We start from the raw sequence: 25,321 nt of genomic DNA on the forward strand, positions 1-25,321 counted from the left end.
TTTATTTCATTGAATTAACCTTTTGAATCATTTTATCAGTTAAATCATACTTAGGGTCATAGGCAACAGTTGAATTTTTATTCAAAACAAAGTCAAGATTATTTTCTTTTCGTAACTGTTCAGCAGCTTGCTTAACTCTTGTTTCAAACGTTGTATTCATACTTTGTAAGCTAGTTTGAACTCTAGATTGTAAGCCTTGTTGTGTTGAATTAAATTCATTTAATTTCGATTGATACTGAGATTGCAATTTCTTAATATCATCTTCTTTCATTTTTTGGCCTTGAGTTTGGGCCTGACGTTGAAGTCCCTCTAACTCTTTACCCAATTGCTCAAGTTTAGTCGTTGTAGGTTTTACAGACTGGTTTAAGCTTGCATTTTGTTGTTTCAAATAAGTACTACTTTCAACAACTTTAGCTAGATCAATTACGCCATAACCAGCTGCATTAGCTGCCACTGAAGCTACCGTTAAACCCAATCCTAACATTAATGCATTTAATTTTTTCATATAATCACTTTCCTTATTTCGTTGTTCAATGAAGTCGCACTTAGAAAGTACGACCAATTTCAAACTGGATTTCTTTAGTTTCATCACCCGGTTTATCATTTAACGGGAATGCATAGCTAAGTGACAGTGGCCCAATCATAGTAATCCAAGTTACACCCACACCCACGCTATAACGTAAGTTACCTAAATCGAAGCCATAATTATCTTCACAATACTTCTTAACGTCTGTAATTGTCTGACCATTAATCCTCATGCCTTTATCGCCATATACAGAGTTATTAATGTTACACTTAGTATCAAAGACCTGACCACCTTCAGCAAACAGTACAGGACGTACTTGACGAGTCCAATCTCCTTTAAATGGCATAGGTAATGCTAACTCAGTACCAAATTGAACTAGAGCATTACCACCCACATTTTCAGGTGAAGGATCATTTTGTTTTGTTTCTTGTAAATTTACACTAGCATATTTAGGCCCCAAAGTACTGTTGTCATAGCCTCGAACAGAACCATAACCGCCCGCGTAGAAGTTTTTATAGAATGGTAAATCATTACCATAACCAAGCTTACCATAACCACGAAGTACAAAGCCTGAATTACCAATCGGTAAGAATGCTTGCGTATCATAAGTAAGTTTTTGGTAGTCAACATCACTTCCTGGTAAGCCTATTTCAAGGCCTAAACGGTGAGACATACCAGATGTTGGGAAAATTGGTCTATTTAACGTGTTATATGACCAACCTAAGTTTAAATTATAAGTAAAGAATTCACCATCAAAAGCACTATTGTAGTCTTCAAATCCACCTTGACATGTATCAGCTATTGATTCATTTGTTTTAGGATCTGTCTCTGTCTTACCACTTGGACACCAAGTCGACTTACCAGTTGCTTTACCACCATTTGCTAATAAATAATCACGTACATAGGTAGAGACGTAAGGACCAGTGGTGACTTTAGTATTATCAACACCAACCGAAGCACTTAAACTTTGGTTTTCATCAATAGGATAACCAAAACTTAAACTACCACCCACACTATCGGTTACATAGTTATTAACGTTATAGTTATCATTTAACTTAGTTTTACGATAATAAACGTTATAACCACGGCTTACACCATCAATGGTGAAGTATGGGTCAGTGACACTTAAATTATAATAATCTTGAGTTTCTGAACGAGACAAATCAATTGCAACTCGGTTCCCAGTACCCATGAAGTTGGTTTGACTAAGTCCTGCTTGGAACGTGATACCACCATTTTGCGAATAACCTACCGCCAATGTTGTGGTACCTGAATGTTGTTCTTCAACATTTACATTCAAATCGACTTGATCAGGTGAGTTTGGAATTCGGGCAGGTTTAATATCAACAGTTTTAAAGAAACCTGTACGCTCCAATCGAACTTTAGACAAGTCAATTTTTTCATTACTTGCCAAAGCGCCTTCCATCTGACGCATTTCACGACGTAATACTTCATCAGAAGTTTTACTATTACCAGTGAAATTAATACGACGTACGGTAACTTGCTGACCTGGATTAACATAATAATTTAGATCAACAACACCAGTTTCATTATTAATTTGCGGAACAATATTTACATCAGCAAAGTAATAACCTGCATTACCATACTTGCGCAAAAGTAATTGCTTAACAGCATTTACCTTTTCTTGAGAATAAGTATCGCCATCTTTATAAATTTTTAAGGCTTGTAATTCTTCAGACTTATAAAGTGCATCACCCAAAAATTTAGTTTGGCCAAATTTAAACTGATTACCTTCCTCAACTGCAACTTCAATAAAGATATGTTTTTTATCTTCACTAATATTAAGCTGAGAGTTATTAATATTGAAATTAATATAACCCTTGTTAAGGTACATAGCACGTAATGCTTCAAGGCTTGCGGCCATTTTTTCACGCGCATAGCGGTCATTGCGTGTAACGATTGAAGCCCAGCCGCTTTCTTTAAGAGCAAATGCTTGCTTGATTTCACTATCTTTAAAAACAGTATTACCAATTACATTGATATCAAAAACTTTTGCTGCCGTTCCTTCGTTGAAATTAATTTTTAATTCAACGCGGTTGTTTGGTCTCGCAACGGTATCAACAGTAACGCTAGCATCATAACGACCTTGTTGTGTGTATTGTTGCTCTAATTCTGTTTGAATGGTTTGCAAAGCAGATTTCTTAAAAACCTCACCCTCTGCAACACCCATTTTTTTAAGGCCTTGTTCTAACGCCTCTTTAGGAATAAGTTTATTACCCTTAAATTCAAGTTTTGAAATAATAGGGCGTTCAATAACATTAAAAACCAAAGTATCGTTATCTTTTGACGCTTTAATATCATCAAAAAGACCCGTGGCATACAATGTTCGAATTGCTTCGGCGATCATCGGCTCATTAACGCGATCGCCACTGTTGATTGGCAACATGGTATAAACATTTGCAGGAGTAAGACGGACTAAACCGTTTACACGAATATCTCTAACAACGAAATCATCAGCTGCATATGCTTGTTGTACCGCTGCCATAGCGCTAACAAGTGCCAAAGGCATTAAAAAATGTGTGTGCCGCATGCCAGTTTTTTCCAGTAAGTTATAAATCCATACACGTTTACAAACGCATAAAATCATTAAATAAAGCTAAAAGCATCATACTACCGAGCAGTACCATACCAATTTTCAGACCAAACATTTGTATTTGTTCAGAAACAGGCTTTCCTCGAATAGCTTCAATGATGTAATACACTAGATGACCACCATCTAACATTGGAATTGGTAATAAATTTAAAATTCCAAGACTTACACTCATCAATGCCATGAAAGAGATAAAAGTTTGCCATCCCATTTCTGCACTTTGCCCAGCTACTTTTGCAATAGTGATAGGTCCAGAAAGATTTTCTAATCCAATAAGTCCTTTTACCATTTTCACTATTGAGTTCAAAATCATGCTAGAGATCTGGCCAGTTTTATCAAGAGCCATTTCAAAAGCTTGTATTGGAGTATATTGGATTGTTTGCTTATATTCGTCAGGAATTGTAATTTTTCCAGCGTCACTTTTTACACCAAGAACACCATTTACTTGTCCCATGTTATCGCGTTTTCCTTGTGGCATCACTTGCAAATGAACCAACTGTTGATGACGCAACACATCAATATTAAGTAACTTTTCTGGAGAGCGCTGAACAACCTCAACAACATCAAACCAATCTTTCATAGGCTGACCATCAATCGCAACAATACGATCACCCACTTTCATTCCTTGACGAATTGCAGCACCATCTGCTGTTAAATCTGTTACAACAGCAGGAATTACAGGTCGATAAGGTAAGAAGCCTAATACATCGAGTGCAGATTCATTTTGGTTTTTTAAAAAATCTTTTATCGGTAATACAAAATTTTTCTCGGTGCCTGCACGATTTACATCGATATTTACAGTACCGGTTTCACCTACCCGATCGATCAAAGCAAAATTTAACTTTTCCCAAGTTGCTGTTTCTTTGCCATCAACAGCAATAATTTTATCACCTACATGTAACTGAGCAGCTGCAGCTGGCGAGTTTGGTATAATTTTACCGATTTTAGTATTTAATTGTTGTTGCGCCGGCAAAAATAAAACCCAAAAAAGCAATATGGCAAAAATTAGGTTAATTAATGGCCCTGCCGCAACAATAGCAATACGTTTCCATGGTTTTTGACGGTTAAAGGCATATGGTAAATCTTGTTCTGCCACATTACCTTCTCGCTCGTCTAACATTTTAACGTAGCCACCTAAAGGTAAAGCAGAAAGCTGATATTTAATACCAGACTTTTTAGAGGTCCATTTGAGTAAAGTTGGACCAAATCCAATTGAATAAACTAAAACTTTAACACCAAGTTTACGTGCAACCCAGTAATGACCAAACTCATGAATTGCAATTAACGGACCAAGTAAAAGAGCCGCTGCTGCAATCATAAAAAGAGCATTCATTTCAGCCTCCAATACTTGATATATATTGTTGAGCTACTGAGCGAGCCATTTTATCTTTGTCTAAAATGCTCTCAATGCTCTCAGCGGCTGCATTCTCTAAATCTTGCAAAGTATGCTCTACCACTTGCGGAATATGTGTAAATCCAATCCTTTCCTTTAAGAATGCTTCAACAGCAATTTCATTCGCTGCATTCAAAATGGTAGGCGCCAAACCTCCTGCACGCATTGCTTGTCTTGCAAGATTTAGTGCAGGAAATTTTTGGGTATCCGGAGCTTGAAAATTAAGTTGAGAATACTCAAATAAATCTAAAGCAGGAACACTTGTTTGTAAACGCTCAGGCCATGCTAATGCATGTGCTATTGGCGTACACATATCAGGATTACCCATTTGTGCTAATGTTGAACCATCAACATACTGCACCATAGAGTGAATAATACTTTGTGGGTGAACAACAACTGTAACAAAATGTTCAGATATTGAAAACAAATGACATGCTTCGATTAACTCTAACCCTTTATTCATAAGAGTGGCTGAGTCAACTGAGATTTTTTGGCCCATAGACCAGTTTGGATGTTTACATGCTTGTTGTGGTGTTACATGTTCCAATTGTTCTAGGGAATGATTTAAAAAGGGACCACCAGATGCCGTCAGTAGTATTTTGGATACACCTAATTGTGGTTGCCCAGTTCTCTCAACTTCTAAATAATTATGAGGTAATGACTGGAAAATAGCATTATGTTCTGAATCCACTGGCAATAACAATGCTTGATGATCAAGAGCAGCTTGCATCATGATTTCACCAGACATCACCAATGCTTCTTTATTTGCAAGCAATACTCGTTTACCTGCTTTAATAGCTGCCAAAGTAGGTAAAAGACCTGCAGCACCTACAATTGCAGCCATTACAATATCAACGTCAGAATGTGATGCAATATCAATCAGACCATCTTGCCCAACTAAAATCTCAATATCTTGTATGTTTTGTTGCGCAAATAATGTTTTTAATTCAGCTATCTTCAGTTCAGGAACAACAACAACTTTAGGGCGAAACTGTTTGCAGATTTCAACAAGTTCAGAAATTCGACTATGTGCCGAAACTGCAAAGACTGAATACTTATCTGGATGCTGACTTAAAATTTTTAAGGTACTTTGCCCAATAGAACCAGTTACACCCAATATGCAAACAGATTGTGTCATCTATAAATCTACACCAATAAGCTTTAATATATACATTCCCGTTGCAAAAATCGGGGCTGCTGCGAGTAAAGAATCAATACGATCCAACACACCACCATGACCAGGCAACACACGGCCAGAGTCTTTAATACCAGCACGACGTTTGATCATTGATTCAAACAAATCACCTAATACTGAACCAAATACTGTAATTAAAGATAAGATCAGGAATAAAAGTTGTTGAACCCAAGTTAGGTTTAAATATTGATATTGCACTACAAGCATGACAATCACTGTAGTTAAAATACCACCATACAATCCTTCTACCGATTTATTTGGACTTACTGTGGGTGCCAATTTTCTTTTACCAAATTTGCGACCTACAAAGTAAGCTCCACTATCTGCACCCCATACAAGCAAGAACAAATACATCAACCACCATGGTGAGCTTTGCCATACTACAAAGATTGCAGTCACTGCTGCACAGATAAGAATTAAACCAATAATATAGAGAGTCGCGTTATACCAACCATCAAATTCAGGAAAAGACTTAACCCAATATACACTAACGAGCCAAGTTAAAATTGAAGCAGACCATAGCAACAATGCAATGTCATGAAAGAATAAGGCAACACCAGAAACAAAGGCAACAAGTAGACCATAACCCCATGCTTTAGGCTTTACTACCGCACCAGCTTCATGAGGCATTAACTTATACCATTCATACCCCGCAACCGCTGCCGCCACAATCATAAGTACCAACATTGGATAATGTGATTGCGTAGCAAACATACAGCCCAAAACAACTGCAACAAGTACCAATGCGGTAACAATCCGCTCTAACATTATAATTTCTCGATTTTCTCTTGCTGAATTTGTTCAGATGTTTTACCGAAACGACGTTCACGCCCTGAAAACACATTCAGTGCATGATCGAATTCCTCGACTGTAAATTCCGGCCATAATGTATCCGTAAAATACAGTTCCGCATAAGCTGCTTGCCACAACAAGAAGTTAGATATACGGAAATCTCCACCTGTACGGATCAACAAGTCCACAGCTGGCAGATCATTTAGACTGACATATTTTCCGAACAAATCAATATTTATTTGATCAGCGTCAATTTCACCACGAGAAACTGCTTGTGCAACCTCTTTAGCTGCATTTGCAATATCCCACATACCACCATAGCTAATCGCAATAGTTAATGTCATGGTGTCATGATGTACTGTTTGTTGCTCTGCATCTTCCATTAAGGCAACTAAATGTGAAGGTAATCTAGAACGATCCCCTATAAAACGCAAAGCAATATTGAATTTTTTCATGCGAGGTATTTGCTCATGAATCGTTTCTTCAAGAAGCTTCATAAGCAGATCGACTTCATATTGTGGTCGATTCCAATTTTCACTCGAAAATGCAAAAACAGTTAAAGCACGGACGCTAGTTTTTATACAATGCTCAACAATAGGATCAAGAATATTTTTACCTTCTCGATGCCCATCGCCTTTTTGCATTTGATTTTTCTTGGCAAAGCGGTTGTTGCCATCCATGATGATGGCAACATGCTGTGGAAGATGATACTCTTCTGATTCGGTCATAAAATTAGACCTTCATCAATTCTGCTTCTTTCGCTGCAAGACGCTTATCTACTTCTGCAACATATTTATCAGTAATTTTCTGAATATCATCACCTGCACGACGTTCATCATCTTCAGAGATTTCTTTCTCTTTCAAGAGTGCCTTGATATCACCTAAAACATCACGACGAATGTTACGAATAGCAACTTTTGCATTTTCAGCTTCACTGCGTGCAACTTTTTGCATATCACGGCGTGTTTCTTCAGTTAAAGCTGGTAAAGGCACACGAATTGAATCGGCAGTAATAGGGTTTAAACCTAAATCACTTTCACGAATTGCCTTATCAATTGCAGAAACCATTGTACGTTCAAATGGTTGAACGATAAGCGTGCGTGAATCTTCAACACCAACGTTCGCTACTTGGTTTAAAGGCACATCAGAACCATAGTAAGGAACCATTACCCCATTTAAAATTGATGGGTGTGCACGGCCGGTACGAACTTTATTAAACCCTTGTTCCAAAGACTCAAGAGTTTTCATCATACGCTGTTCGCTGTCTTTTTTCAGATCGTTAATCATATGATCTTCCTTACTTATTTATTCAAGGATGTATATAACAAATTTAATTTAGCGCTAGTATAAAGAGCTTTGCAGCACACGTACATTATTTAGTAACGCGCGTACCCTCTTTTTCACCCATCACAACAGATAAAAGCGCACCAGATTTATTCATATCAAATACTTGCAATGGAACATTATGGTCACGGCATAGACAAATTGCTGTTAAATCCATAACGCCTAGCTTCTCATCTAACACTTGATCAAATGTTAAATGATCATATTTGACTGCATCTTCGTATTTGCTTGGGTCTTTATTATAGACACCGTCTACTTTAGTTGCTTTCAAAATTAAATTTGCTTCAATTTCGATACCACGTAGACATGCTGCTGTATCAGTTGTAAAGAATGGATTACCTGTTCCTGCAACGAAAACACAAACTTCGCCTTGGCTTAAATGACGGATTGCATCACGACTTGAATATGACTCTACAACAGTACCAATTGGTAATGCAGACATAAGACGAGTTCTAATGTTTCGACGCACTAATGCATCACGCATTGCCAAACCATTCATGACAGTTGCAAGCATACCCATCTGGTCACCTGTTACACGGCCAACCAAGCCATCTTTTTGTAACTGGCTACCACGATATAAGTTACCGCCACCAACAACGATACCTACCTGCACACCCAAGCCCACCAAATGTGCAATAGAAAGTGACATCTGATCTAAAACTTGAGCATCAATACCCATATCTTTATTACCTGATAATGCCTCACCAGATAATTTTAATAAAATTCGTGAATAACGGGGGCTTATTGTTTCCGCCATGATTTTGCTCCAAGACCTCTTAAACTGAATGCTTTTTGAATCGTGATTCGATTAGACCGATTTAATTTTAATTAACTTTGCAAATAAGTCGTATTCATCCGCATCGGTAATTTCGACTTCCAACATATCGCCTGGTTGAATCGTGCTCTTATCGATATCTTCTACGAAGACATTACCGTCAATTTCCGGAGCATCGGCATAAGAACGTGCAACAGCAACAGGATATTCATCTTCCAAACCATCGACTAACACAGTCATCGTTTGACCGATACGTTTTTGTAATTTGGCAGCAGATATTTGCTGCTGCACTTGCATAAAGCGCTCGTAACGCTCTTGCTTAATTTCTTCTGGCACATGATCTGGTAAATCATTGGCCGTAGCGCCTTCTACTGGTGAGTAGGTAAAGCAGCCTACACGATCAAGTTGAGCTTCAACTAACCAATCTAGCAAAATCTGGAAATCCTCTTCAGTTTCGCCTGGAAAACCAACCACAAAAGTAGAACGGATCACAAGATCTGGGCATTTTTCACGCCACAATTTAATTTTTTCTAGAGTATTTTCACTATGCGCTGGACGCTTCATTAATTTAAGAACGCGTGGGCTCGCATGTTGGAATGGAATATCTAGATAAGGCAGGATTTTACCCTGAGCCATCAAATCAATCACTGCATCAACATGTGGATATGGATATACATAATGTAGACGCACCCAAATTCCAAGCTGACCAAGTGCTTCACACATGTCAAAGAATTTGGTTTTTACTGGCTGCCCGTTCCAAAAATCCAACTTATATTTAGTATCTACACCATAAGCTGAAGTATCTTGTGAAATAACCAATATTTCTTTCACACCTGCGCGTTTTAACGCAGCTGCTTCTTCTAACACGCTACCAACTGGACGTGATACTAAATCACCACGCATGCTCGGGATAATACAGAAGGTACAACGGTGGTTACAGCCTTCAGATATTTTTAAATAAGCATAATGCTTAGGCGTTAAACGGATACCTTGTTCAGGAACAAGATCAATAAAAGGATTATGTTTTGGCGGTGCTGGTACATATTCATGTACAGCTTGCATCACATCTTGATAAGCTGCCGCACCAGTAACCTTTAAAACGTTCGGATGCATTTGACGAATTTTATCTTCGTCTTTACCTAAGCATCCTGTAACGATTACTCGACCATTTTCACTCATGGCCTCGCCAATTGCATCTAGCGACTCTTGTACCGCAGATTCAATAAAACCACAGGTATTAACAACTACTAAATCAGCACCATCATAATCTGATGCAACTTGATAACCTTCAGTCTTTAACTGAGTTAAAATTCGTTCAGAATCTACCAATGCCTTAGGACAACCTAAAGAAACAAAACCGACTTTGGGGGTCTTCATGAATCTGCGCTCCACTTGAATGCGCGTATTGTATGTCTTTTCTCGTCTCACGCATAGGTGGAAACCCCACTCTTTGTGTAATGCACCAAAATACAACCAATATTTGCACCAAAACCCAATATTGCACCAAGTTGGAACATGTTATTATTAGAAAGCAGTCTGTTATTTTTGACCAAAAGATATTAAGAACGATTTTAGCGCGCTTTAATTACGCTTGAAACCTCAAAATAATCCATAAACAAAGTTGGCGTACATTTTGCATCATTCATGTTCTATAACGGTGAATACCGATAACCAATGAAGATGCCATTGCGCCATTTTAAGACAGGAACGATTCGCTAATGGATCAACACGCACCTATCGACTATCGCCTTTTGGTAGACAATTTAACTACTGCGATTTTATTAATCGATAGTAATTTTAATATTTTTTATTTGAATTCAGCTTGCGAAGCACTTTTCGACATTAGTTTGCTACGTGCTTCTGGGCAGCCGGTTTTAAATTTACTTCATGCGCCAGATGATACCTTTAATACACATGAAGCCTTACTCAATACTTTAAAAACAGGACAACCTTATACACGTCGTGAAGCTGTGATTAATGTCAACTTTAAAGACTTACATGTTGATTATACGGTTTCACAATTAAATGCAGGTAAAAGTTATCATCCACTTTTACTTATTGAGTTAAATCCAATTGACCGTATGTTGAAAATTTCTAAAGAAGAAAACTTAATTCAACAACATCAAGTGGCTAGACAGTTGGTTCGAGGCGTTGCTCACGAAATTAAAAATCCACTGGCTGGGATACGAGGTGCTACTCAATTACTTGCTCGGAGCTTAAATGACGAGAGTTATGCAGAATTTACAGATGTTATTATTAATGAAGTAGATCGTCTTACTAACTTGGCTGACACTATGTTAGGTTCAAGACAACTGCCGAGTTATGAGAACGTGAATGTTCATGAACCTTTGGAACGTGTTCGGTCTTTAATTGCAAACCAAACCAAGAAAAAAATTAAAATTACGCGTGACTACGATTTGTCTTTACCAGATGTGAATGCTGACCGAGACCAATTAATTCAAGTTATGCTCAATATTAGCGTTAATGCCATTCAAGCGATTACAGAAAATAAGTCATTTTTTATAGATCAAGAACCCGAATTAATTTTACGTACCCGAATTCAACGTCTAGTCACTATTAATGGTGTGCTCAACCGCTCGGCTGTTCGAGTTGATATTGAAGACAATGGACCGGGTATTCCAGAAAGCATTTTAGAATCTGTGTTTTACCCGTTGGTTACAGGACGAGCAAAAGGTACAGGGCTTGGCCTAAGTATTGCACAGAACATTATGCATCAACATAACGGAATGATTGAATGCCAATCAGTTCCTGGAAAAACAATGTTTAGCTTATATTTACCTTGGGAGTCAGACCGTGTCGCGAAATAAAATATGGGTTATTGATGACGATCGCGCCATGCGATGGGTACTTGAAAAGACCTTTAAAGAAGAAGGATTTGACGTCACCAATTTTGAAGAAGCTCAAACAGCACTCGAACGTTTACATCATGATGCTCCCGATGTCATCTTAACTGACATCCGTATGCCTGGTATCGATGGGTTGACTTTTTTATCCAAAGTAAAAAACACACACCCCGACTTACCCGTCATTATTATGACAGCTCATTCAGACTTAGAGTCAGCTGTATCAAGCTATCAAACTGGTGCGTTTGAATATTTACCAAAGCCATTTGATATTGATGAAGCTTTAGCTTTAGTCAATCGTGCGATTTTGCATATCAATAAATTGCAGCAGCAAGAAGCTACAAAAACTGCTTCTCCGCTACAATCGACAGAAATTATTGGTGAATCTCCTGCCATGCAAGAGGTTTTCCGAGCAATTGGGCGGTTATCGCAATCACACATTACCGTTTTAATTAATGGCGAGTCAGGAACTGGTAAAGAGCTCGTTGCACATGCTTTACACAAGCATTCACCGCGCCGTGCCAAACCATTTATTGCACTAAACATGGCAGCAATTCCGAAAGACTTAATCGAAACGGAATTATTTGGTCATGAAAAAGGTGCTTTTACGGGCGCTAACACTCAACATCAAGGTCGTTTTGAACAAGCCAATGGTGGAACATTATTCCTTGATGAAATTGGTGACATGCCATTTGAAACACAAACTCGTTTACTTCGCGTACTTGCAGATGGTGAATTTTATCGAGTTGGTGGACATATCCCTGTTAAAGTGGATGTCCGAATTGTCGCTGCGACACACCAAGATTTAGAAAAATTGGTGAATGAAGGACGCTTCCGTGAAGACTTATATCACCGTTTAAATGTAATTCGTATTCATATTCCTAAGCTTGCGCATCGTAGCGAAGATATACCAATGCTTGCTCAACACTTCTTGGCCCGTGCAGGCAAAGAGTTAGGTGTAAGTCCAAAGATTTTACGTACTGAAACAACAGACTATATGCAACAACTGCCATGGCCAGGTAACGTACGTCAGCTTGAAAATACCTGTCGTTGGTTAACTGTCATGATTACTGGTCGTGAAGTTTATCCAGAAGATTTACCTTCTGAACTAAAACAAGTACCACTTCAAAAAACTAGTGAAACTAGTCAGCCAGCCCCATCTTTTGAGCGTATTTCTTTACATCATTGGGATGAATTGCTAAACCAATGGGCAATTCAAAAGCTAAAAAATGGCGAAATGAAGATTTTGGATATTGCAACACCGATGTTTGAACGCACATTAATTAATGCTGCCCTACAACAAACTCGTGGACGCAAACGTCATGCAGCTGAACTATTAGGTTGGGGACGCAACACCCTAACCCGAAAGTTAAAGGAACTAGGAATGGATTCTGCTGATGACGATGATGAGGACGAACATAAAGCAACGTTGTCTGAAGCTTAATTGTAAAATACACAACAAGAGCGGCTAATTGATTTTAGCCGCTTTTTCTTTGTATCTATTGATAAGGAAATTAATCTTTAAAATAAAACGTGAACATATAGTTACATCACTAAAAAACTCCAAAAGATCGTGTAAGGTTTTATATTTTAAAATATTTATTCAGTTTCATACTTATATGATTGTTTAGCAGACAATCTAAGAATATAGCAATGTCCATCGGTAAAGATAGTTTTGATATACTAGCTAAGCAGTATTAATCGTTGTTATTAAATTTTATGCATGATCCAGTCCTTGAGTCACATCATCCTATATGTGACAAACCTCAAACGCGCCGCGGTATCGAACGTCGTTTAGCTTTATTGCTAAGCGCAACCGAGCTGTTTTTGGAAAAAGGATATGATGCCGTATCTCTGGACGATATCGTAAATCATGCAGGTGGTTCAAAGGCCTCTATTTATAAATATTTTGGAAACAAAGAAGGACTTTTTACCGCTATTTGTGACTATAAACGTGAAATGTTTTTTAAAGATGTGTGTATTCCATTTAATCCTGAAAAAAGTACTTTAAAAGAATATCTAATTCAAACGCTCGAACGTGTTTACGTTCATATCATTCAACCGGAACATATCGCGTTTTTACGACTTATTATCGAACAGACCGAATGCAATACAGTCCTCATACAATACCTTTATGACAAATGGGTACACAACTTACAGAATACTCTTACTCAAGCATTAGAGTTTGCGCACAATGCAGGAGAAATCACATGTCCTTCTCCTTATCATTCTTCACTCATGTACTTTGGGATTATACGCGATATTGAGTGGCGTATGATTATGGGTATGCCTGCCCTACCCAATGAGAAAGAAGCATTTGATTATATTGAATATTGTGTAGAAATTTTCTTAAAAGGCCACCATAAAGTCTAATTCTTTTGCATTTTGAAATGCTTATAGTATAGTAGACTTCTTTTTCTCCACATCCACCCAGCCAACAACAGATAATTGTTGTATTTCAAAGACAATTATTATGGAGTAGCTACATGGCTCTAAGACATTTCCTGACTTTACGTGATCTATCCACATTAGAACTTAACCGCATCTTAGAACGCGCAAGTGAACTAAAAAAAATGCAACAAGGCAATAAGGTTTATCAGCCTTTTGTTGGTAAAGTATTGGGAATGATTTTTGAAAAATCGAGCACACGCACTCGTATTTCTTTTGAGGCTGGTATTAACCAATTTGGTGGCAGTGCCATCTTTTTGTCACCTCGCGACACACAACTAGGTCGTGGTGAGCCTATTGAAGACTCAGCACGTGTTATATCAAGCATGCTTGATATTGTGATGATTCGTACTTTTGGTCACGATATTGTTGAACGCTTTGCATCTTACTCAAAAGTTCCTGTGATTAACGGCCTAACTGATGACCACCACCCTTGTCAGTTACTTGCAGATTTACAAACTTATATTGAGCATCGCGGTAGTATCGAAGGTAAAACCGTAGCTTGGATTGGTGATGGCAATAATATGTGTAATTCATATATTGAAGCTGCACATTTAATGGGTTTTAAATTAAAAATTGCTTCGCCAAAGGGTTTTGAGCCTAAACCTGAATTTTTAGCAGAGTTTGGACATTGTGTTGAGCTTTTTGACAATGCTGAAGATGCCGCTGTAAATGCTGACCTTATCGTTACAGACGTATGGGCAAGCATGGGGCAAGAAGAAGAACAAAAATTACGTAAGAATGCTTTTTCAGCGTTTCAAGTCAATGAAAAACTGATGAGTCTTGCACATCCAGACTGTTTATTTATGCATTGTTTGCCAGCACATCGTGGTGAAGAAATTTCAGAAACCATGCTTGATCATAAAAATTCAGTCGTATGGGATGAAGCAGAAAACCGCCTACATGCTCAGAAAGCTTTAATGGAATTTTTATTGAATGAAAATTTGAAAAAAGCTTAATCTCGATAGAAAAACAGCATCTTTAAGGTGCTGTTTTTTTTATTTCCATAAAACTCTTATTTTTCTTGTTTATTTTTTAAAATTTTTCACGATGTTGCTGAATATATAAACAGTCTATATTTCAACTACACTCTAGAATCGTGTATAACATTCTACACAATAAGCCAAGCCTACTCTTGTAGAGTGCGATTATGACAACCCTTGAAGAATCACTATCTCAAATCCCTGCATTTTCAATTATTCATGAACACTTATTTAGTTCAGCACAACCTTCCGTTGAACAGCTCAAACTCATTAAAGAGTACGGCTGTAGTACTGTTATCAATTTAGCTTTGACAAATTCATCGAATTGTATTGAAAATGAAGATCAGGTTTGTCTTGAGCATGGTTTAAATTACATTCATATTCCAATTGACTGGGAAACACCTTCTTCTGACCAATGCTTATTGGTTTTAGATTTAATTGATCATTTGGTTCAAAATGAAATCGTTTGGTTACATTGTGCCAAAAACAAACGTGTAAGTTGTCTCATGTACGTATACAGACAATTTTATATGAATATGGACATGCCAACTTCTCAAGATTTACTACACGAAATTTGGGAACCCAATGAAACTTGGACAGGACTGATCCATAGTATTACCTTACAGCTACAAGGCCGTAAGGCTACCTTAGAACTTCAACAGTCTCTGCAACAAACTGATGATTTAGTTTAATTAGAGATTAATACCGTCGCTGTTGCTAAAATTCCTTCTTGGCGACCCGTAAACCCAAGTTTTTCGGTGGTGGTCGCTTTGATACTAATTTGATTTAAATCCACATTCAAAACATCTGCAATGCTTTGGCGCATCTCTAAATTATGTTTCGCTAATTTAGGACGTTCGCAAGCTACAGTAATATCAGCATTATTCAAACGATAACCACGGTCTAATATTAATTGGTAAACGTGTTTTAGCAGTACACGGCTATCCGCTCCTTTAAACTCGGGATCGGTATCTGGAAAATGCTGACCAATATCACCAAGCGCCAGTGCACCGAGTAAAGCATCACATAGCGCATGTAACACAACATCGCCATCAGAATGTGCTTTTAAGCCATGCGTATGTGGAATCTGAACGCCAGCCAAAGTTACGAAGTTACCCTCTTCAAAGGCATGTACATCCATTCCTTGTCCAATACGAATTTGAGCGACCATATCAACTCTTCCCTTCTATAAAAACTTAAGAAATCTTGTATTCAGCTGTTGTGTTTCGCTATAGTACACTTAGCAAAGTAGACTGAAAGTATAAGCGATCATGCCGTCGAATACTGATATGAATCAATTGAAAAGATTAAGTTTTGTCGTGACATTGAGTTGTTTATGCTCACCATTTGTTTTTGCGGAATCTATCGACTGCTCAAATTCAAAATCTGAGCTCAAAATCTGCTCAAAAACCTTTAGTGAAGCGCGTAAGCAACTTAACAATCAATATCTTTCTGCATACTTAGTTACAGATGCCCCCTTAAAACTTCTACAAGATACACAGACTTTGTGGTTTAAACATACTCAACAATGCAAAAACACTTCATGTTTTCAACAACAGTTTGATATACGTGGGGATGATTTAAACTTTTATGCATCACTTAAGCAAACCCTAACGCAGCATTATCTTAAATTTGAAAATGGGCATATTGCAGCTCAACCTGTTCATTTACAAATTCATCAACTTGCTAAAGATAAAATCAAAATCGAAGGATTAGCTTACCGTAATCCGAATAACCGAAAAGATACGCAAACTATTTCACTCATGGCTTATAGCTCTCCTGAACAAAAAAGTGAAATTTTAGACAACGAACATAACTGCAAATATAAGTTCGATTTCCAAAAGGCCTTACTTGTAGTGAAAACCCAACAAAAAGGCTGTGAACGATTTACTGGTGTTTATAGACTATATGATTAGTTGATATAAAACAAAAAAGCCAGTGAATATACACTGGCTTTTCTTTTTTATGCTGGATATTTCTGCAGAATATCTTGACTCACCAAAACAGCAGTCGCTGCTGATAAAGTCCAACCTAAATGGCCATGTCCAGTATTATAAAAAACCCGTGGCTGTTTAGACTGTTTTACGACTGGCAGCATATTAGGCATCATCGGTCTTAAACCTGCCCATGGAACAACATGCTCAGTTGAAATGTCAAAATTACGATTCACCCAATTCACTAGGGGTTGAATACGATCCGCTCGAATGTCTCGATTATAGCCGTTAAACTCAGCAGTACCTGCAATACGTAAACGATCTTGGCCTAAACGAGACGTTACAATTTTGGCGCTTTCATCAAGCAAACTCACCCATGGCGCATTTTTAATACTTTTCTCATCTTTCAATTGGACAGTAATTGAATAGCCTTTAACTGGATAAACATTTACACGCTCACCGACCATATCAGCCAACTGATAACTTCCGACACCACCACAAACAACCAGAACATCACCTTCCAATTGAAAGCTATCTGATTGAGAAAGATGAGGATGTTCAGCACTTGGCTGACAATTCAACACTACTTTATCTGTGTGACACTTAATATCAGTCACTTCAAGTCCAAATTTATACTGAACACCATATTGTTTAGTCTTTTCAGCTAAAGCTGTTGAATATTTATGAATGTCTCCAGTTGCATCACTTGGAGTGTAATACCCCCCAAAGTAATCACCAGTTAAAGATGGCTCGATTGTCTTCATTTCCTCTGGTGAAACTGAATAGCGCTCCAAAGTACCTTTGTTTAAGACGTCATTCACCTGTTTGGCAACGTCATAATCAGCCTTACTGTGATACATATGAAGAATACCGCGTTTCTCCAAATCAAATTGAAGCTGCTCTTTTTCAGCGACTTCAAACAAGCGCTTACGAGCGAGCAATGCTAAGCGAACAGTTTCTATGGTGTTAGCCTCATAATTTTTAATATGAGATAGAAACTCAACTAACCAGCTATATTTGTGCAAACTAAAAGAAGGGTTAAGTAATAGAGGAGCATCTTTTTGCCTCATCCATTTAAAACCTTTTATAACGGTCGCTTTCTGGTTCCAGACTTCTGCATTACAAGCAGATAATTGCCCTCCATTTGCAAATGATGTTTCCATAGCTGGATAAAGATGGCGATCAATCACTGTGACTTGGTAACCTAATTGAGATAATTCATAGGCTGAAGTAACCCCTGTGATTCCTGCACCAATCACAATAACATGTGGCATAACAGACTCCTCTGAAATGCAAAAACATTTCATCAGTACAGCCCATCTGTCATTTGTACCTGAGAGTTTCGACCTAAACACTACCTTTTAGCATTTCGATCTTCCCCTTCGGTGAGTTTATGACTTATAAGTTTTTATTCTTCATGCTTATAAATCTTAAGCTGCTCTCCAGATTTTTTAATTATTACAGTCCTTTTGCCTGAGAGTTTCCGGGCCTGTTGCTCCTTCGGCGGGTTCCTAAGAACCTCTCTCCCGCAATAATTTTGTATTTATATAAGCAATGTATCTGCCACTTTTAAAAAAACGCATTCTTTTCTTGTAAACTTTTGTACAGCAATTCAATTAAACAAGAAAGTATTTGATTTAATTATAAAAAAAGGTGAATTATTTAAATTCACCTTTTGCTATTTATTAGAGCTTTCCTTCAAGCACTTGGTCAGAAACTAGACCTTTCCATTGCTCTCGCAAGGTTGGTAAATAAAACTTCTCACCAATTGTGACCAACTCAGCATCAATTAGTGCATGAATTTCGTGCATAAAAATATAATCCAACGAAACTAAAGACAGTTGATGATTTTTTTGTGCTACTTTTTTACGTTTAGCTTGAGCTTGTTTAATGAGCTCATTTGCAAAATTTTTATCTTTATATGTTGTGATTGCATTTAAACGAAGCTCAATAACACCCCAACCTGCCAACAATTTTTTGAAGATTTCAAAGTCTTTTGTCGTTGATTCCCAAGTTACGTTTTCCAGATTATTATCTTCGGGTAAAACAGGTAACAGTAAATCACCAGTACTTGGAAAAATCTTTTTAAGATTTAACAGAAATTTAACAGGCTGATCACTTGGGTAATCATTAAACTGCACATGTTGTTCGGTATCTGTTAAATAAATCGAGAGCATTCAAAAATCCTTGGCTAAGCAACTGTTTATTATGTGTTTAATTTCTATATCGCAAAATAAATGCAAATTAAAAACAATACAAAAACAGGATAAGGTGGGCATTTTAACAATTATGACAGCTTATTCAACTCTAAGTTAGTTTGATTAAGCTATATAAGAACAATTAAATTCAATTAACTTTGTAAAGAGCGCTGATATGAATTAATAGCTCAAAAAGTTAGTGCTCATTAAATACACTACAACTCAGCCTCTTATTAAGATTTAATGTTACAATACAGTGATTTACTCAATTTCATCTGGCTCCCAAAGAAATGAATAGATCACAGTTAATTTTATTATTTTTAAGTATTGGTACTTTTTCTTCTTCTGTATTTTCTGAAACGATTACCTTCCCAACTGAACAAGAGTTTTATGACCAAAAATCGAATCGCCATAGAAGTATGCTTGAGATAAACAATTCAAATCATAAGTTTAACGAATCACAACACAATCCTTTTCGTTCCGATTCAAACAAGAAAGCAGTAGATTTTTCTGAAATTGCCAAACAATACCAAGATGAGAAACCACAAAATACATACTCTCACTCTCCAGATCCAACTGTGAATATGAGTGATCATGACCGAAGTCTCTACTACATTAGAAATCATGATGATATAGGTCTCAAAAGAGATATTCGTATTCAACAATATAGATCATTAAAACAGCAATACGATAAAGGAGTCATTTCCAACGACGAATACAAAGAGAAAGTTTACAAAATTTTAAAATAAGCTTTTATATATTCTGAAGCCTTCTTTTAATGGAAGGCTTCTATAAGAAACTTTGAGATAGAAGGTTAAAAATTATAAAAAACAAAGATTCATAGTAAATAAACAATAAAAATTAAACAGTTTTAACAGTTAAAAGACACCAAACTATTGATGTCTTCCCTACAAATAAAGGAGAGATCAATGAAGATTCGAGCTTCACGTACCTATTCAACTTATTCAAATCACTATTTTATTTCAAAAGAATATGAATGCAGCGTTATTCCAGTAAAAGGAATGTGCTTTACCGATCTTGGTCTGACCGAAAATGGTGTGATTGAACCGATAGAAATTACAGAGGTCACTATAGATCCAGCCTCAAATTCTTATCATATTCTTTTAGCAAAAGATGCTCATGAATACACGAAAGAAGAACTAAAAAGAAAATTTGAAGAAATGAAAGCAAATGGTTGGGAATATATAGAAGATCTACTGATGTAGCTTTTATTATCAACCTATAAGTTAGAGCATATATGAAAAGCTATAGATTTAATGCGTAGATATAATAGCCATCAGTAGTGCCATTTTGTACTGAATGTACATAAACTACTGATGGCTATATAGACTGCTTATTTACTATTTGGCGAAACCATTTTTTCAGGTTTAACGACTTCGTCAAACTGTTCAGCTGTTACTAAACCAAGCTCAACAGCTACTTGTTTTAAAGTCTTATTCTCTTTATAGGCAGTTTTCGCTACTTTTGCAGAGTTTTCATAACCAATAACTGGATTTAATGCAGTAACTAACATGAGAGAGTTATGCAAGAAGTGGTCAATTTTATCGCGGTTAGGTTCAATTCCAACCGCACAGTGATCATTAAAACTATTACATGCATCGCCAAGAAGCTGAATTGATTGCAATAAATTATAAGCAATTACTGGCATAAATACGTTTAGTTCGAAGTTACCCGAAGCACCTGCGACATTAATAGTGGTATCGTTGCCAAGCACTTGTGCAACCACCATGGTCATTGCTTCACTTTGTGTTGGGTTCACTTTACCCGGCATAATACTTGAGCCTGGTTCATTTTCAGGAATGCGAATTTCACCAAAACCACAGCGTGGCCCACTTGCTAACCAACGAATATCATTAGCAATCTTATTTAAGCTTACTGCTAAAGTTTTTAATGCGCCTGATGCAAAAACAGCGGCATCACGCCCTGCAAGTGCTTCAAATTTATTAGGAGCAGTAACAAATGGCAAACCTGTTAAAGCTGCAAGCTGAGTTGCTGCCTTAACAGCATAGTCAGGATGAGCATTTAACCCTGTTCCCACTGCTGTGCCACCCAATGGCAACTCATATAAACCAGTTAAAGCTTGTTGTAGACGTACTAAACCGTGCTCAAGCTGAGAAACATAACCACTAAATTCTTGGCCTAAGGTTAATGGTGTAGCATCTTGCAAATGAGTACGGCCAATTTTAACAATATCGTGAAACTCATCGGACTTCTTCTGCAAAGTTGCTTTAAGCTGCTCTACAGCTGGAATCAGCAATTCATTAATTTGCAAACTTGCTGCTACGTGAATAGCTGTTGGAAATGAGTCATTGGTAGATTGCGCACGATTGACATGATCATTTGGATGTACTGGTTTTTGTGCGCCCAGCACTTCACCTAATTTTTGGTTGGCAATATTGGCAATCACTTCATTACAGTTCATGTTGCTTTGTGTACCAGAACCTGTTTGCCAAACTACGAGTGGGAACTGTGGGTCCCATTTTCCTGCAATCACTTCTTCGGCAGCGCCCACAATATATTGACTTAAATCTTGTGGTAACTGTCCTAACTCTGCATTGGTTATTGCTGCTGCTTTTTTTACCAATCCCATCGCTCGAATCATGGCACGGGGTAAACGCTCCTGCCCGATTTTGAAGTTCTGTAAGCTACGTTGGGTTTGTGCTCCCCATAGCGCTTCATTTGGAACTTCAATCTCACCCATAGTGTCATGTTCAATTCGTGTTTGCATAGAAACCTCGGTTATCTGGTTAAAGAACTCACGGGCTGAAGCAATTTTTGCTTTGGCTAGTTAATTTTAGTATCGTACTCAAGCATTCCATTATTGTAAATAAGAATCATTATCTCATCTTCCATTTAATGTGTTTTGATAGAATCTCCATTCATCTTCAATCATTTGCTTTAAAGTTCGTTTCGGATTCCATTGTAATAAAGTTTTTGCTTTTCCTACATTTGCACCAAGTTGAGCCAATTCTTCATGCTTATAAATTGCCGATTGTGTCGGAATTTCAGCTTGGGTCACTTGTGAAATTTCATCTAATAACTGACGAATTGAATGTACTTGGTCATGTGCAATATTAAATGCTTCACAGCAATGGGTTTGATCACGTAGCCATAGTAGAGTTGCACTTACAGCTTCGCATACATCTAAGACATGTAGAAAACTACGCTCTACAGTATGGTCTTCGGTAGACACTTGGTCTTGTAATTCAATTAAATCACGCTGCATGGCTGCTACTTGCAATGCAAGCGGTACAATATTTTTAGGAAGCTGCGCAACATACTCACCTAATACACCATGTTCAAAAGCACCTACAATGTTTGATAGGCGTAAGATCGCAATTTTCCATTCATGATCAATTTTATAGGTATCACGGATGATTTCTTCAATCATCTGTTGAGATTTGATATATGGATTTGGATAAGCGTAGTTGAAATCTTGTGTTTCACTTAGTTCTAAATCAGATTTTCCATAGACTGCCAAGCTAGATAAATGGATAAAATGACGAACTCCTGTACGTTGCATCGCACGTAATAGACTCATGATGCAACTGACATTATCGTTATAATATTCGAGCGGTTTTAAGTTAGATTCTTCAATGGATTTAAAACCAGCGGTGTGAATGACTGCATCAATTGAGTATTGTTCAAATACCTTATTCAATGCAGGTGTATTACGTACATCAAGTTTAACAAACGGAACGTACATACCAGAGATGTATTCTAACCGCTCAAGCGTTTGCAAGGTCGAGTTAGCCAAATTATCGACAATAACCACTTCTTGGCCTTGAGCCAACAGACTCAATGCAATGTGTGAACCGATAAAGCCTAAACCACCTGTCACTAAAATCATTGTATACTTACCTTTCTCTTAATGTATCTACGCCCATTTAGACGTATGACCATAGTGAATTCTCAATGAGTACATTACTACTAATAACCTCTGCTCCTACTTCAATCCATGCTTGGCATGCGCTGGGCCTTGCTCAGGCACTCAAAAGTAAAAATGAAGACTTTCGTGTATTCTTTTACCAAGATGGCGTTCAGGTTGCGAATGATTTTCAGTGGGTTCCTGACGACCAGCGTAATTTAACGCATGAATGGCAAAAGCTCTCGATCCAACTTCCTGTCTGTGTCAGCGCCGCCCTTGCACGTGGTATTACCGATGCAGAAAATGCGAGTCGCCATCAACTTAGTCATCACAACCTAGCGGACAACTTTGAGTTAGTTGGACTAGGTGAACTTGCTGATGCAGTACAGTCAGCCTCTCGTCTTCTTCAATTCTAAGTTACTTTGTTAACTTAGATTGTTGCTTTTAAAAGGTATATTGTGTGAAAACTGTACTCGTTATTTTGACCCAAGCCAATCTAACCAGCCTACAAGTCAATGAAAGCCTCGCCGCTACTATGGTTTTAGCAACCTTTGGCTCACCAGTCAAAGTATTATTGAAAGATGCAGCTCTTAGCCTCTTACAAAATGAACATAACTTTGACCAGTTGCAGCATGCTTTTAAAATTGCTTCAAACATGGTGGATAGCTTTGAGTTTTATGACTTGAGCCCCATTCTTGTTGAGACCAAAAATAAACAGCATCCTTTTGTTCAAAACAGTGAGCAGGAGCTAGAGTTTGTTCAGTTAGATACTGAACTCATCCAATCCTTCAATCATGTCTTATATTGGTAGATAAAGGTGTAAATTTAATGACGCAATCAACACTTTATCTGGTGCAAGCTTCTTATCAACATACTCCTTGCATTATTGAAGAACTTGAAAAACTTTTTCATAAAGACGATCAGATTATTTTTATGGGCGATTCAACCGCACAGCTTTCCCTAAGCATTTGTCAGCAGTTTGGCTCAGTTTCTTGTTTGTCTCATGAAAAAGATTTAATTGATGCAGAAACCTTGGCTCACGTTAAGGTATTAAACTATGACCAGTTTGCGGATCTGGTTTTACAATTTAATCGATGTATTTCTTTGAAATAATATAGTTAGGCTCATTTTTATGAATTTAGAATTAGATCAAGATGGTCATTTAGTCGACTATACGATTTGGAATCCCGAAGTCGCACAGGAACTTGCCAAATCTCTCGATCTTGAATTAACAGATTGGCATTTTGAAGTTTTAGCTGCGGTTCGCCAATTTTATCAGCAATTTGGGCATTCTCCAGCGACTCGTCCCCTCATTAAATTCTTAATGAAAACTGTCAGTCCTGATATCAATAATGCTGTTTTACAGCAAAAATTTAATACTGGTTTAGTTGCGCGCCATCTCAGTCGTTTAGCAGGCATTCCTAAACCAGCAAATTGTTTATAACTTTTTTATGCGAACTTTTTAGCGGCAGCGACACATAGAATTGTTACTGCCGTTACCATTAACATCGACCAACTTACATGTTCATGTAATAACAGTGCGGCAATCGCGAGTCCCATTAAAGGTTGTAAAAGCTGTAGCTGGCTAATTGCAGCAATACCGCCTTGTGCAAGCCCTTTGTACCAGAAAAAGAACCCGATAAGCATACTAAATAACGATACATAAACCAGCCCTGCTATCGCCGATGTAGATACATCTTGGAAAGAAACAGGCATGTAAAAAATAGTAGCAAATAACATAATCGGTAAAGCTAAAATAAGCGCCCAACAAATCACCTGCCAGCCACCTATTTTTTTCGAAAGTACTCCGCCTTCTGCATAGCCAAATCCACATAGAATAATTGCAATAAGCATGTATAAATCGCCGATGCCAAAAGAAGCTTCACCCGATAAAAAAAACATGTAGGTAAAAACAATCAGACTGCCTAAAATTGCAAATATCCAAAAAAATAAATTTGGTTTTTCTCCGCCTCTCACTACTGCAAATATCGCTGTTGCAAGCGGTAGAAGACTCACAAAGACAATTGAATGTGCTGCATTCATATATTGCAAAGCAAGTGCCGTAAATAAGGGAAAACCCACCACAACACCTAAAGCAACTATAGCAAGTGCCCCCCAATATTGTTTAGCCGGTCTTTTTTCTTTAAGCAAAAAGATAAGAATTAAACCTAGAATACCCGCAATGGCTGCTCTTGCCGCCGTGAGAAAACCAGGATCAAAACTGGTAACCGCAACACGGGTGGCTGGTAATGAGCCTGCAAAAATCGCAACCCCAATAAAACCATTTACCCAACCATTCATAAACTTTTGCATATTATTCTCCGCAACTATACGAAGAATTTAAGCTGTGATATGGTGTCAAAACCAGA

General features: G+C 37.6%; 27 protein-coding genes and 1 riboswitch. Of the genes, 12 read left to right on the plus strand and 15 right to left on the minus strand.

The features are described from left to right. Position 1 precedes the first annotated feature (1 nt). The 9 genes from AC056_RS08510 to rimO form a co-directional block, all read right to left on the minus strand. Entirely contained in the window at positions 2–505 is a 504-nt protein-coding gene (locus AC056_RS08510) for an OmpH family outer membrane protein (protein ID WP_004701206.1), read from the minus strand. A gap of 40 nt (positions 506–545) precedes the next feature. Then, on the minus strand, positions 546–3,077 hold the full coding sequence (bamA, locus tag AC056_RS08515; RefSeq protein WP_416224617.1) for an outer membrane protein assembly factor BamA: 2,532 nt from the start codon (positions 3,075–3,077) through the stop codon (positions 546–548). A 37-nt stretch (positions 3,078–3,114) separates the two neighbouring features. Then, the gene (gene rseP, locus AC056_RS08520) at positions 3,115–4,470 is read right to left on the minus strand and encodes an RIP metalloprotease RseP (protein WP_077163337.1); all 1,356 of its coding nucleotides are present in this window, start codon (positions 4,468–4,470) and stop codon (positions 3,115–3,117) included. A 1-nt stretch (position 4,471) separates the two neighbouring features. Beyond that, a complete protein-coding gene (gene ispC, locus AC056_RS08525) occupies positions 4,472–5,668 on the minus strand; it encodes a 1-deoxy-D-xylulose-5-phosphate reductoisomerase (RefSeq protein ID WP_077163338.1) in 1,197 nt (398 codons plus the stop codon). Next, positions 5,669–6,493, minus strand: a complete 825-nt coding sequence (locus AC056_RS08530) for a phosphatidate cytidylyltransferase (protein ID WP_004701199.1) — start codon at positions 6,491–6,493, stop codon at positions 5,669–5,671. It lies immediately after the preceding gene. Beyond that, positions 6,493–7,245, minus strand: a complete 753-nt coding sequence (uppS, locus tag AC056_RS08535; RefSeq protein WP_077163339.1) for a polyprenyl diphosphate synthase — start codon at positions 7,243–7,245, stop codon at positions 6,493–6,495. The genes AC056_RS08530 and uppS overlap by 1 nt, the downstream gene beginning before the upstream one ends. Before the next feature lie 4 nt (positions 7,246–7,249). Next, positions 7,250–7,804, minus strand: a complete 555-nt coding sequence (frr, locus tag AC056_RS08540; protein WP_004701195.1) for a ribosome recycling factor — start codon at positions 7,802–7,804, stop codon at positions 7,250–7,252. 85 nt (positions 7,805–7,889) lie between these two features. Then, complete coding sequence (pyrH, locus tag AC056_RS08545; protein ID WP_000852257.1) at positions 7,890–8,618, minus strand: UMP kinase; 729 nt, start codon at positions 8,616–8,618, stop codon at positions 7,890–7,892. A gap of 51 nt (positions 8,619–8,669) precedes the next feature. Next, entirely contained in the window at positions 8,670–10,013 is a 1,344-nt protein-coding gene (gene rimO / locus AC056_RS08550) for a 30S ribosomal protein S12 methylthiotransferase RimO (protein ID WP_077163340.1), read from the minus strand. A 341-nt stretch (positions 10,014–10,354) separates the two neighbouring features. Here rimO and glnL point away from each other — a divergent pair, with 341 nt between their 5' ends. The 5 genes from glnL (at position 10,355) to AC056_RS08580 (ending at position 15,623) form a co-directional block, all read left to right on the plus strand. Then, complete coding sequence (glnL, locus tag AC056_RS08560; protein ID WP_004701192.1) at positions 10,355–11,464, plus strand: nitrogen regulation protein NR(II); 1,110 nt, start codon at positions 10,355–10,357, stop codon at positions 11,462–11,464. After that, positions 11,451–12,944, plus strand: a complete 1,494-nt coding sequence (gene glnG / locus AC056_RS08565) for a nitrogen regulation protein NR(I) (RefSeq protein ID WP_004701189.1) — start codon at positions 11,451–11,453, stop codon at positions 12,942–12,944. The genes glnL and glnG overlap by 14 nt, the downstream gene beginning before the upstream one ends. A gap of 275 nt (positions 12,945–13,219) precedes the next feature. Next, positions 13,220–13,873: a TetR/AcrR family transcriptional regulator gene (locus AC056_RS08570; protein ID WP_077163342.1), complete on the plus strand. Its 654-nt coding sequence runs from the start codon at positions 13,220–13,222 to the stop codon at positions 13,871–13,873. Positions 13,874–13,986: 113 nt separating this feature from the next. Continuing rightward, a complete protein-coding gene (gene argF, locus AC056_RS08575; protein WP_004701186.1) occupies positions 13,987–14,907 on the plus strand; it encodes an ornithine carbamoyltransferase in 921 nt (306 codons plus the stop codon). A gap of 191 nt (positions 14,908–15,098) precedes the next feature. After that, complete coding sequence (locus AC056_RS08580; protein ID WP_004701184.1) at positions 15,099–15,623, plus strand: protein tyrosine phosphatase family protein; 525 nt, start codon at positions 15,099–15,101, stop codon at positions 15,621–15,623. Here AC056_RS08580 and ispF read toward each other — a convergent pair. Next, on the minus strand, positions 15,620–16,102 hold the full coding sequence (ispF, locus tag AC056_RS08585) for a 2-C-methyl-D-erythritol 2,4-cyclodiphosphate synthase (protein ID WP_004701182.1): 483 nt from the start codon (positions 16,100–16,102) through the stop codon (positions 15,620–15,622). The two genes, AC056_RS08580 and ispF, sit on opposite strands and share 4 nt — an antisense overlap. Before the next feature lie 100 nt (positions 16,103–16,202). Between ispF and AC056_RS08590 the strand changes: the two genes are divergently transcribed. After that, the gene (locus AC056_RS08590) at positions 16,203–16,847 is read left to right on the plus strand and encodes a hypothetical protein (RefSeq protein ID WP_049064217.1); all 645 of its coding nucleotides are present in this window, start codon (positions 16,203–16,205) and stop codon (positions 16,845–16,847) included. 47 nt (positions 16,848–16,894) lie between these two features. On the opposite strand, the gene AC056_RS08595 is transcribed toward AC056_RS08590, so the two are convergent. After that, positions 16,895–18,139, minus strand: coding sequence for a D-amino acid dehydrogenase (locus AC056_RS08595; protein ID WP_077163343.1), 1,245 nt, complete (start codon positions 18,137–18,139; stop codon positions 16,895–16,897). Between the two features lie 177 nt (positions 18,140–18,316). Next, positions 18,317–18,404: riboswitch (glycine riboswitch) on the minus strand. A gap of 146 nt (positions 18,405–18,550) precedes the next feature. Continuing rightward, entirely contained in the window at positions 18,551–19,042 is a 492-nt protein-coding gene (locus AC056_RS08600) for a hypothetical protein (RefSeq protein ID WP_077163344.1), read from the minus strand. A 311-nt stretch (positions 19,043–19,353) separates the two neighbouring features. On the opposite strand from AC056_RS08600, the gene AC056_RS08605 reads away from it, so the two are divergent. Together AC056_RS08605 and AC056_RS08610 are read left to right on the plus strand one after the other, a co-directional pair. Then, entirely contained in the window at positions 19,354–19,812 is a 459-nt protein-coding gene (locus AC056_RS08605) for a hypothetical protein (protein ID WP_077163345.1), read from the plus strand. Between the two features lie 180 nt (positions 19,813–19,992). Next, positions 19,993–20,289 carry a hypothetical protein gene (locus AC056_RS08610; RefSeq protein ID WP_049066217.1) on the plus strand — a complete coding sequence of 99 codons (297 nt, stop codon included), beginning with the start codon at positions 19,993–19,995 and terminating at the stop codon, positions 20,287–20,289. A 128-nt stretch (positions 20,290–20,417) separates the two neighbouring features. Here AC056_RS08610 and fumC read toward each other — a convergent pair whose 3' ends face one another. Continuing rightward, positions 20,418–21,812 carry a class II fumarate hydratase gene (fumC, locus tag AC056_RS08615; protein WP_077163346.1) on the minus strand — a complete coding sequence of 465 codons (1,395 nt, stop codon included), beginning with the start codon at positions 21,810–21,812 and terminating at the stop codon, positions 20,418–20,420. Between the two features lie 114 nt (positions 21,813–21,926). Further along, positions 21,927–22,934, minus strand: coding sequence for a UDP-glucose 4-epimerase GalE (gene galE / locus AC056_RS08620; protein WP_019458726.1), 1,008 nt, complete (start codon positions 22,932–22,934; stop codon positions 21,927–21,929). Between the two features lie 65 nt (positions 22,935–22,999). On the opposite strand from galE, the gene tusD reads away from it, so the two are divergent. The 4 genes from tusD to AC056_RS08640 are packed head-to-tail and all read left to right on the plus strand — an operon-like array spanning position 23,000 to position 24,396. Then, on the plus strand, positions 23,000–23,368 hold the full coding sequence (tusD, locus tag AC056_RS08625; protein ID WP_077163347.1) for a sulfurtransferase complex subunit TusD: 369 nt from the start codon (positions 23,000–23,002) through the stop codon (positions 23,366–23,368). Between the two features lie 44 nt (positions 23,369–23,412). Beyond that, positions 23,413–23,763, plus strand: coding sequence for a hypothetical protein (locus AC056_RS08630; protein ID WP_077163348.1), 351 nt, complete (start codon positions 23,413–23,415; stop codon positions 23,761–23,763). Between the two features lie 17 nt (positions 23,764–23,780). Further along, on the plus strand, positions 23,781–24,065 hold the full coding sequence (locus tag AC056_RS08635) for a DsrH like protein (protein WP_077163349.1): 285 nt from the start codon (positions 23,781–23,783) through the stop codon (positions 24,063–24,065). A gap of 19 nt (positions 24,066–24,084) precedes the next feature. Next, on the plus strand, positions 24,085–24,396 hold the full coding sequence (locus AC056_RS08640; protein ID WP_001047539.1) for a TusE/DsrC/DsvC family sulfur relay protein: 312 nt from the start codon (positions 24,085–24,087) through the stop codon (positions 24,394–24,396). A gap of 5 nt (positions 24,397–24,401) precedes the next feature. On the opposite strand, the gene AC056_RS08645 is transcribed toward AC056_RS08640, so the two are convergent. Then, a complete protein-coding gene (locus AC056_RS08645) occupies positions 24,402–25,265 on the minus strand; it encodes a DMT family transporter (protein ID WP_213033478.1) in 864 nt (287 codons plus the stop codon). Positions 25,266–25,321: the final 56 nt, after the last annotated feature.

This window comes from Acinetobacter genomosp. 33YU (assembly GCF_001990725.1).
GTDB lineage: Bacteria > Pseudomonadota > Gammaproteobacteria > Pseudomonadales > Moraxellaceae > Acinetobacter > Acinetobacter seifertii.

Bases quoted from the DNA above. Each gene is read 5' to 3' on its own strand.
- AC056_RS08510 (WP_004701206.1), bottom strand. From the start codon at position 505: ATGAAAAAATTAAATGCATTAATGTTAGGATTGGGTTTAACGGTAGCT.
- bamA (WP_416224617.1), bottom strand. From the start codon at position 3,077: ATGCGGCACACACATTTTTTAATGCCTTTGGCACTTGTTAGCGCTATG.
- rseP (WP_077163337.1), bottom strand. From the start codon at position 4,470: ATGAATGCTCTTTTTATGATTGCAGCAGCGGCTCTTTTACTTGGTCCG.
- ispC (WP_077163338.1), bottom strand. From the start codon at position 5,668: ATGACACAATCTGTTTGCATATTGGGTGTAACTGGTTCTATTGGGCAA.
- AC056_RS08530 (WP_004701199.1), bottom strand. From the start codon at position 6,493: ATGTTAGAGCGGATTGTTACCGCATTGGTACTTGTTGCAGTTGTTTTG.
- uppS (WP_077163339.1), bottom strand. From the start codon at position 7,245: ATGACCGAATCAGAAGAGTATCATCTTCCACAGCATGTTGCCATCATC.
- frr (WP_004701195.1), bottom strand. From the start codon at position 7,804: ATGATTAACGATCTGAAAAAAGACAGCGAACAGCGTATGATGAAAACT.
- pyrH (WP_000852257.1), bottom strand. From the start codon at position 8,618: ATGGCGGAAACAATAAGCCCCCGTTATTCACGAATTTTATTAAAATTA.
- rimO (WP_077163340.1), bottom strand. From the start codon at position 10,013: ATGAAGACCCCCAAAGTCGGTTTTGTTTCTTTAGGTTGTCCTAAGGCA.
- glnL (WP_004701192.1), top strand. From the start codon at position 10,355: ATGGATCAACACGCACCTATCGACTATCGCCTTTTGGTAGACAATTTA.
- AC056_RS08570 (WP_077163342.1), top strand. From the start codon at position 13,220: ATGCATGATCCAGTCCTTGAGTCACATCATCCTATATGTGACAAACCT.
- argF (WP_004701186.1), top strand. From the start codon at position 13,987: ATGGCTCTAAGACATTTCCTGACTTTACGTGATCTATCCACATTAGAA.
- AC056_RS08580 (WP_004701184.1), top strand. From the start codon at position 15,099: ATGACAACCCTTGAAGAATCACTATCTCAAATCCCTGCATTTTCAATT.
- ispF (WP_004701182.1), bottom strand. From the start codon at position 16,102: ATGGTCGCTCAAATTCGTATTGGACAAGGAATGGATGTACATGCCTTT.
- AC056_RS08590 (WP_049064217.1), top strand. From the start codon at position 16,203: ATGCCGTCGAATACTGATATGAATCAATTGAAAAGATTAAGTTTTGTC.
- AC056_RS08595 (WP_077163343.1), bottom strand. From the start codon at position 18,139: ATGCCACATGTTATTGTGATTGGTGCAGGAATCACAGGGGTTACTTCA.
- AC056_RS08600 (WP_077163344.1), bottom strand. From the start codon at position 19,042: ATGCTCTCGATTTATTTAACAGATACCGAACAACATGTGCAGTTTAAT.
- AC056_RS08605 (WP_077163345.1), top strand. From the start codon at position 19,354: ATGAATAGATCACAGTTAATTTTATTATTTTTAAGTATTGGTACTTTT.
- AC056_RS08610 (WP_049066217.1), top strand. From the start codon at position 19,993: ATGAAGATTCGAGCTTCACGTACCTATTCAACTTATTCAAATCACTAT.
- fumC (WP_077163346.1), bottom strand. From the start codon at position 21,812: ATGCAAACACGAATTGAACATGACACTATGGGTGAGATTGAAGTTCCA.
- galE (WP_019458726.1), bottom strand. From the start codon at position 22,934: ATGATTTTAGTGACAGGTGGTTTAGGCTTTATCGGTTCACACATTGCA.
- tusD (WP_077163347.1), top strand. From the start codon at position 23,000: ATGAGTACATTACTACTAATAACCTCTGCTCCTACTTCAATCCATGCT.
- AC056_RS08635 (WP_077163349.1), top strand. From the start codon at position 23,781: ATGACGCAATCAACACTTTATCTGGTGCAAGCTTCTTATCAACATACT.
- AC056_RS08640 (WP_001047539.1), top strand. From the start codon at position 24,085: ATGAATTTAGAATTAGATCAAGATGGTCATTTAGTCGACTATACGATT.
- AC056_RS08645 (WP_213033478.1), bottom strand. From the start codon at position 25,265: ATGCAAAAGTTTATGAATGGTTGGGTAAATGGTTTTATTGGGGTTGCG.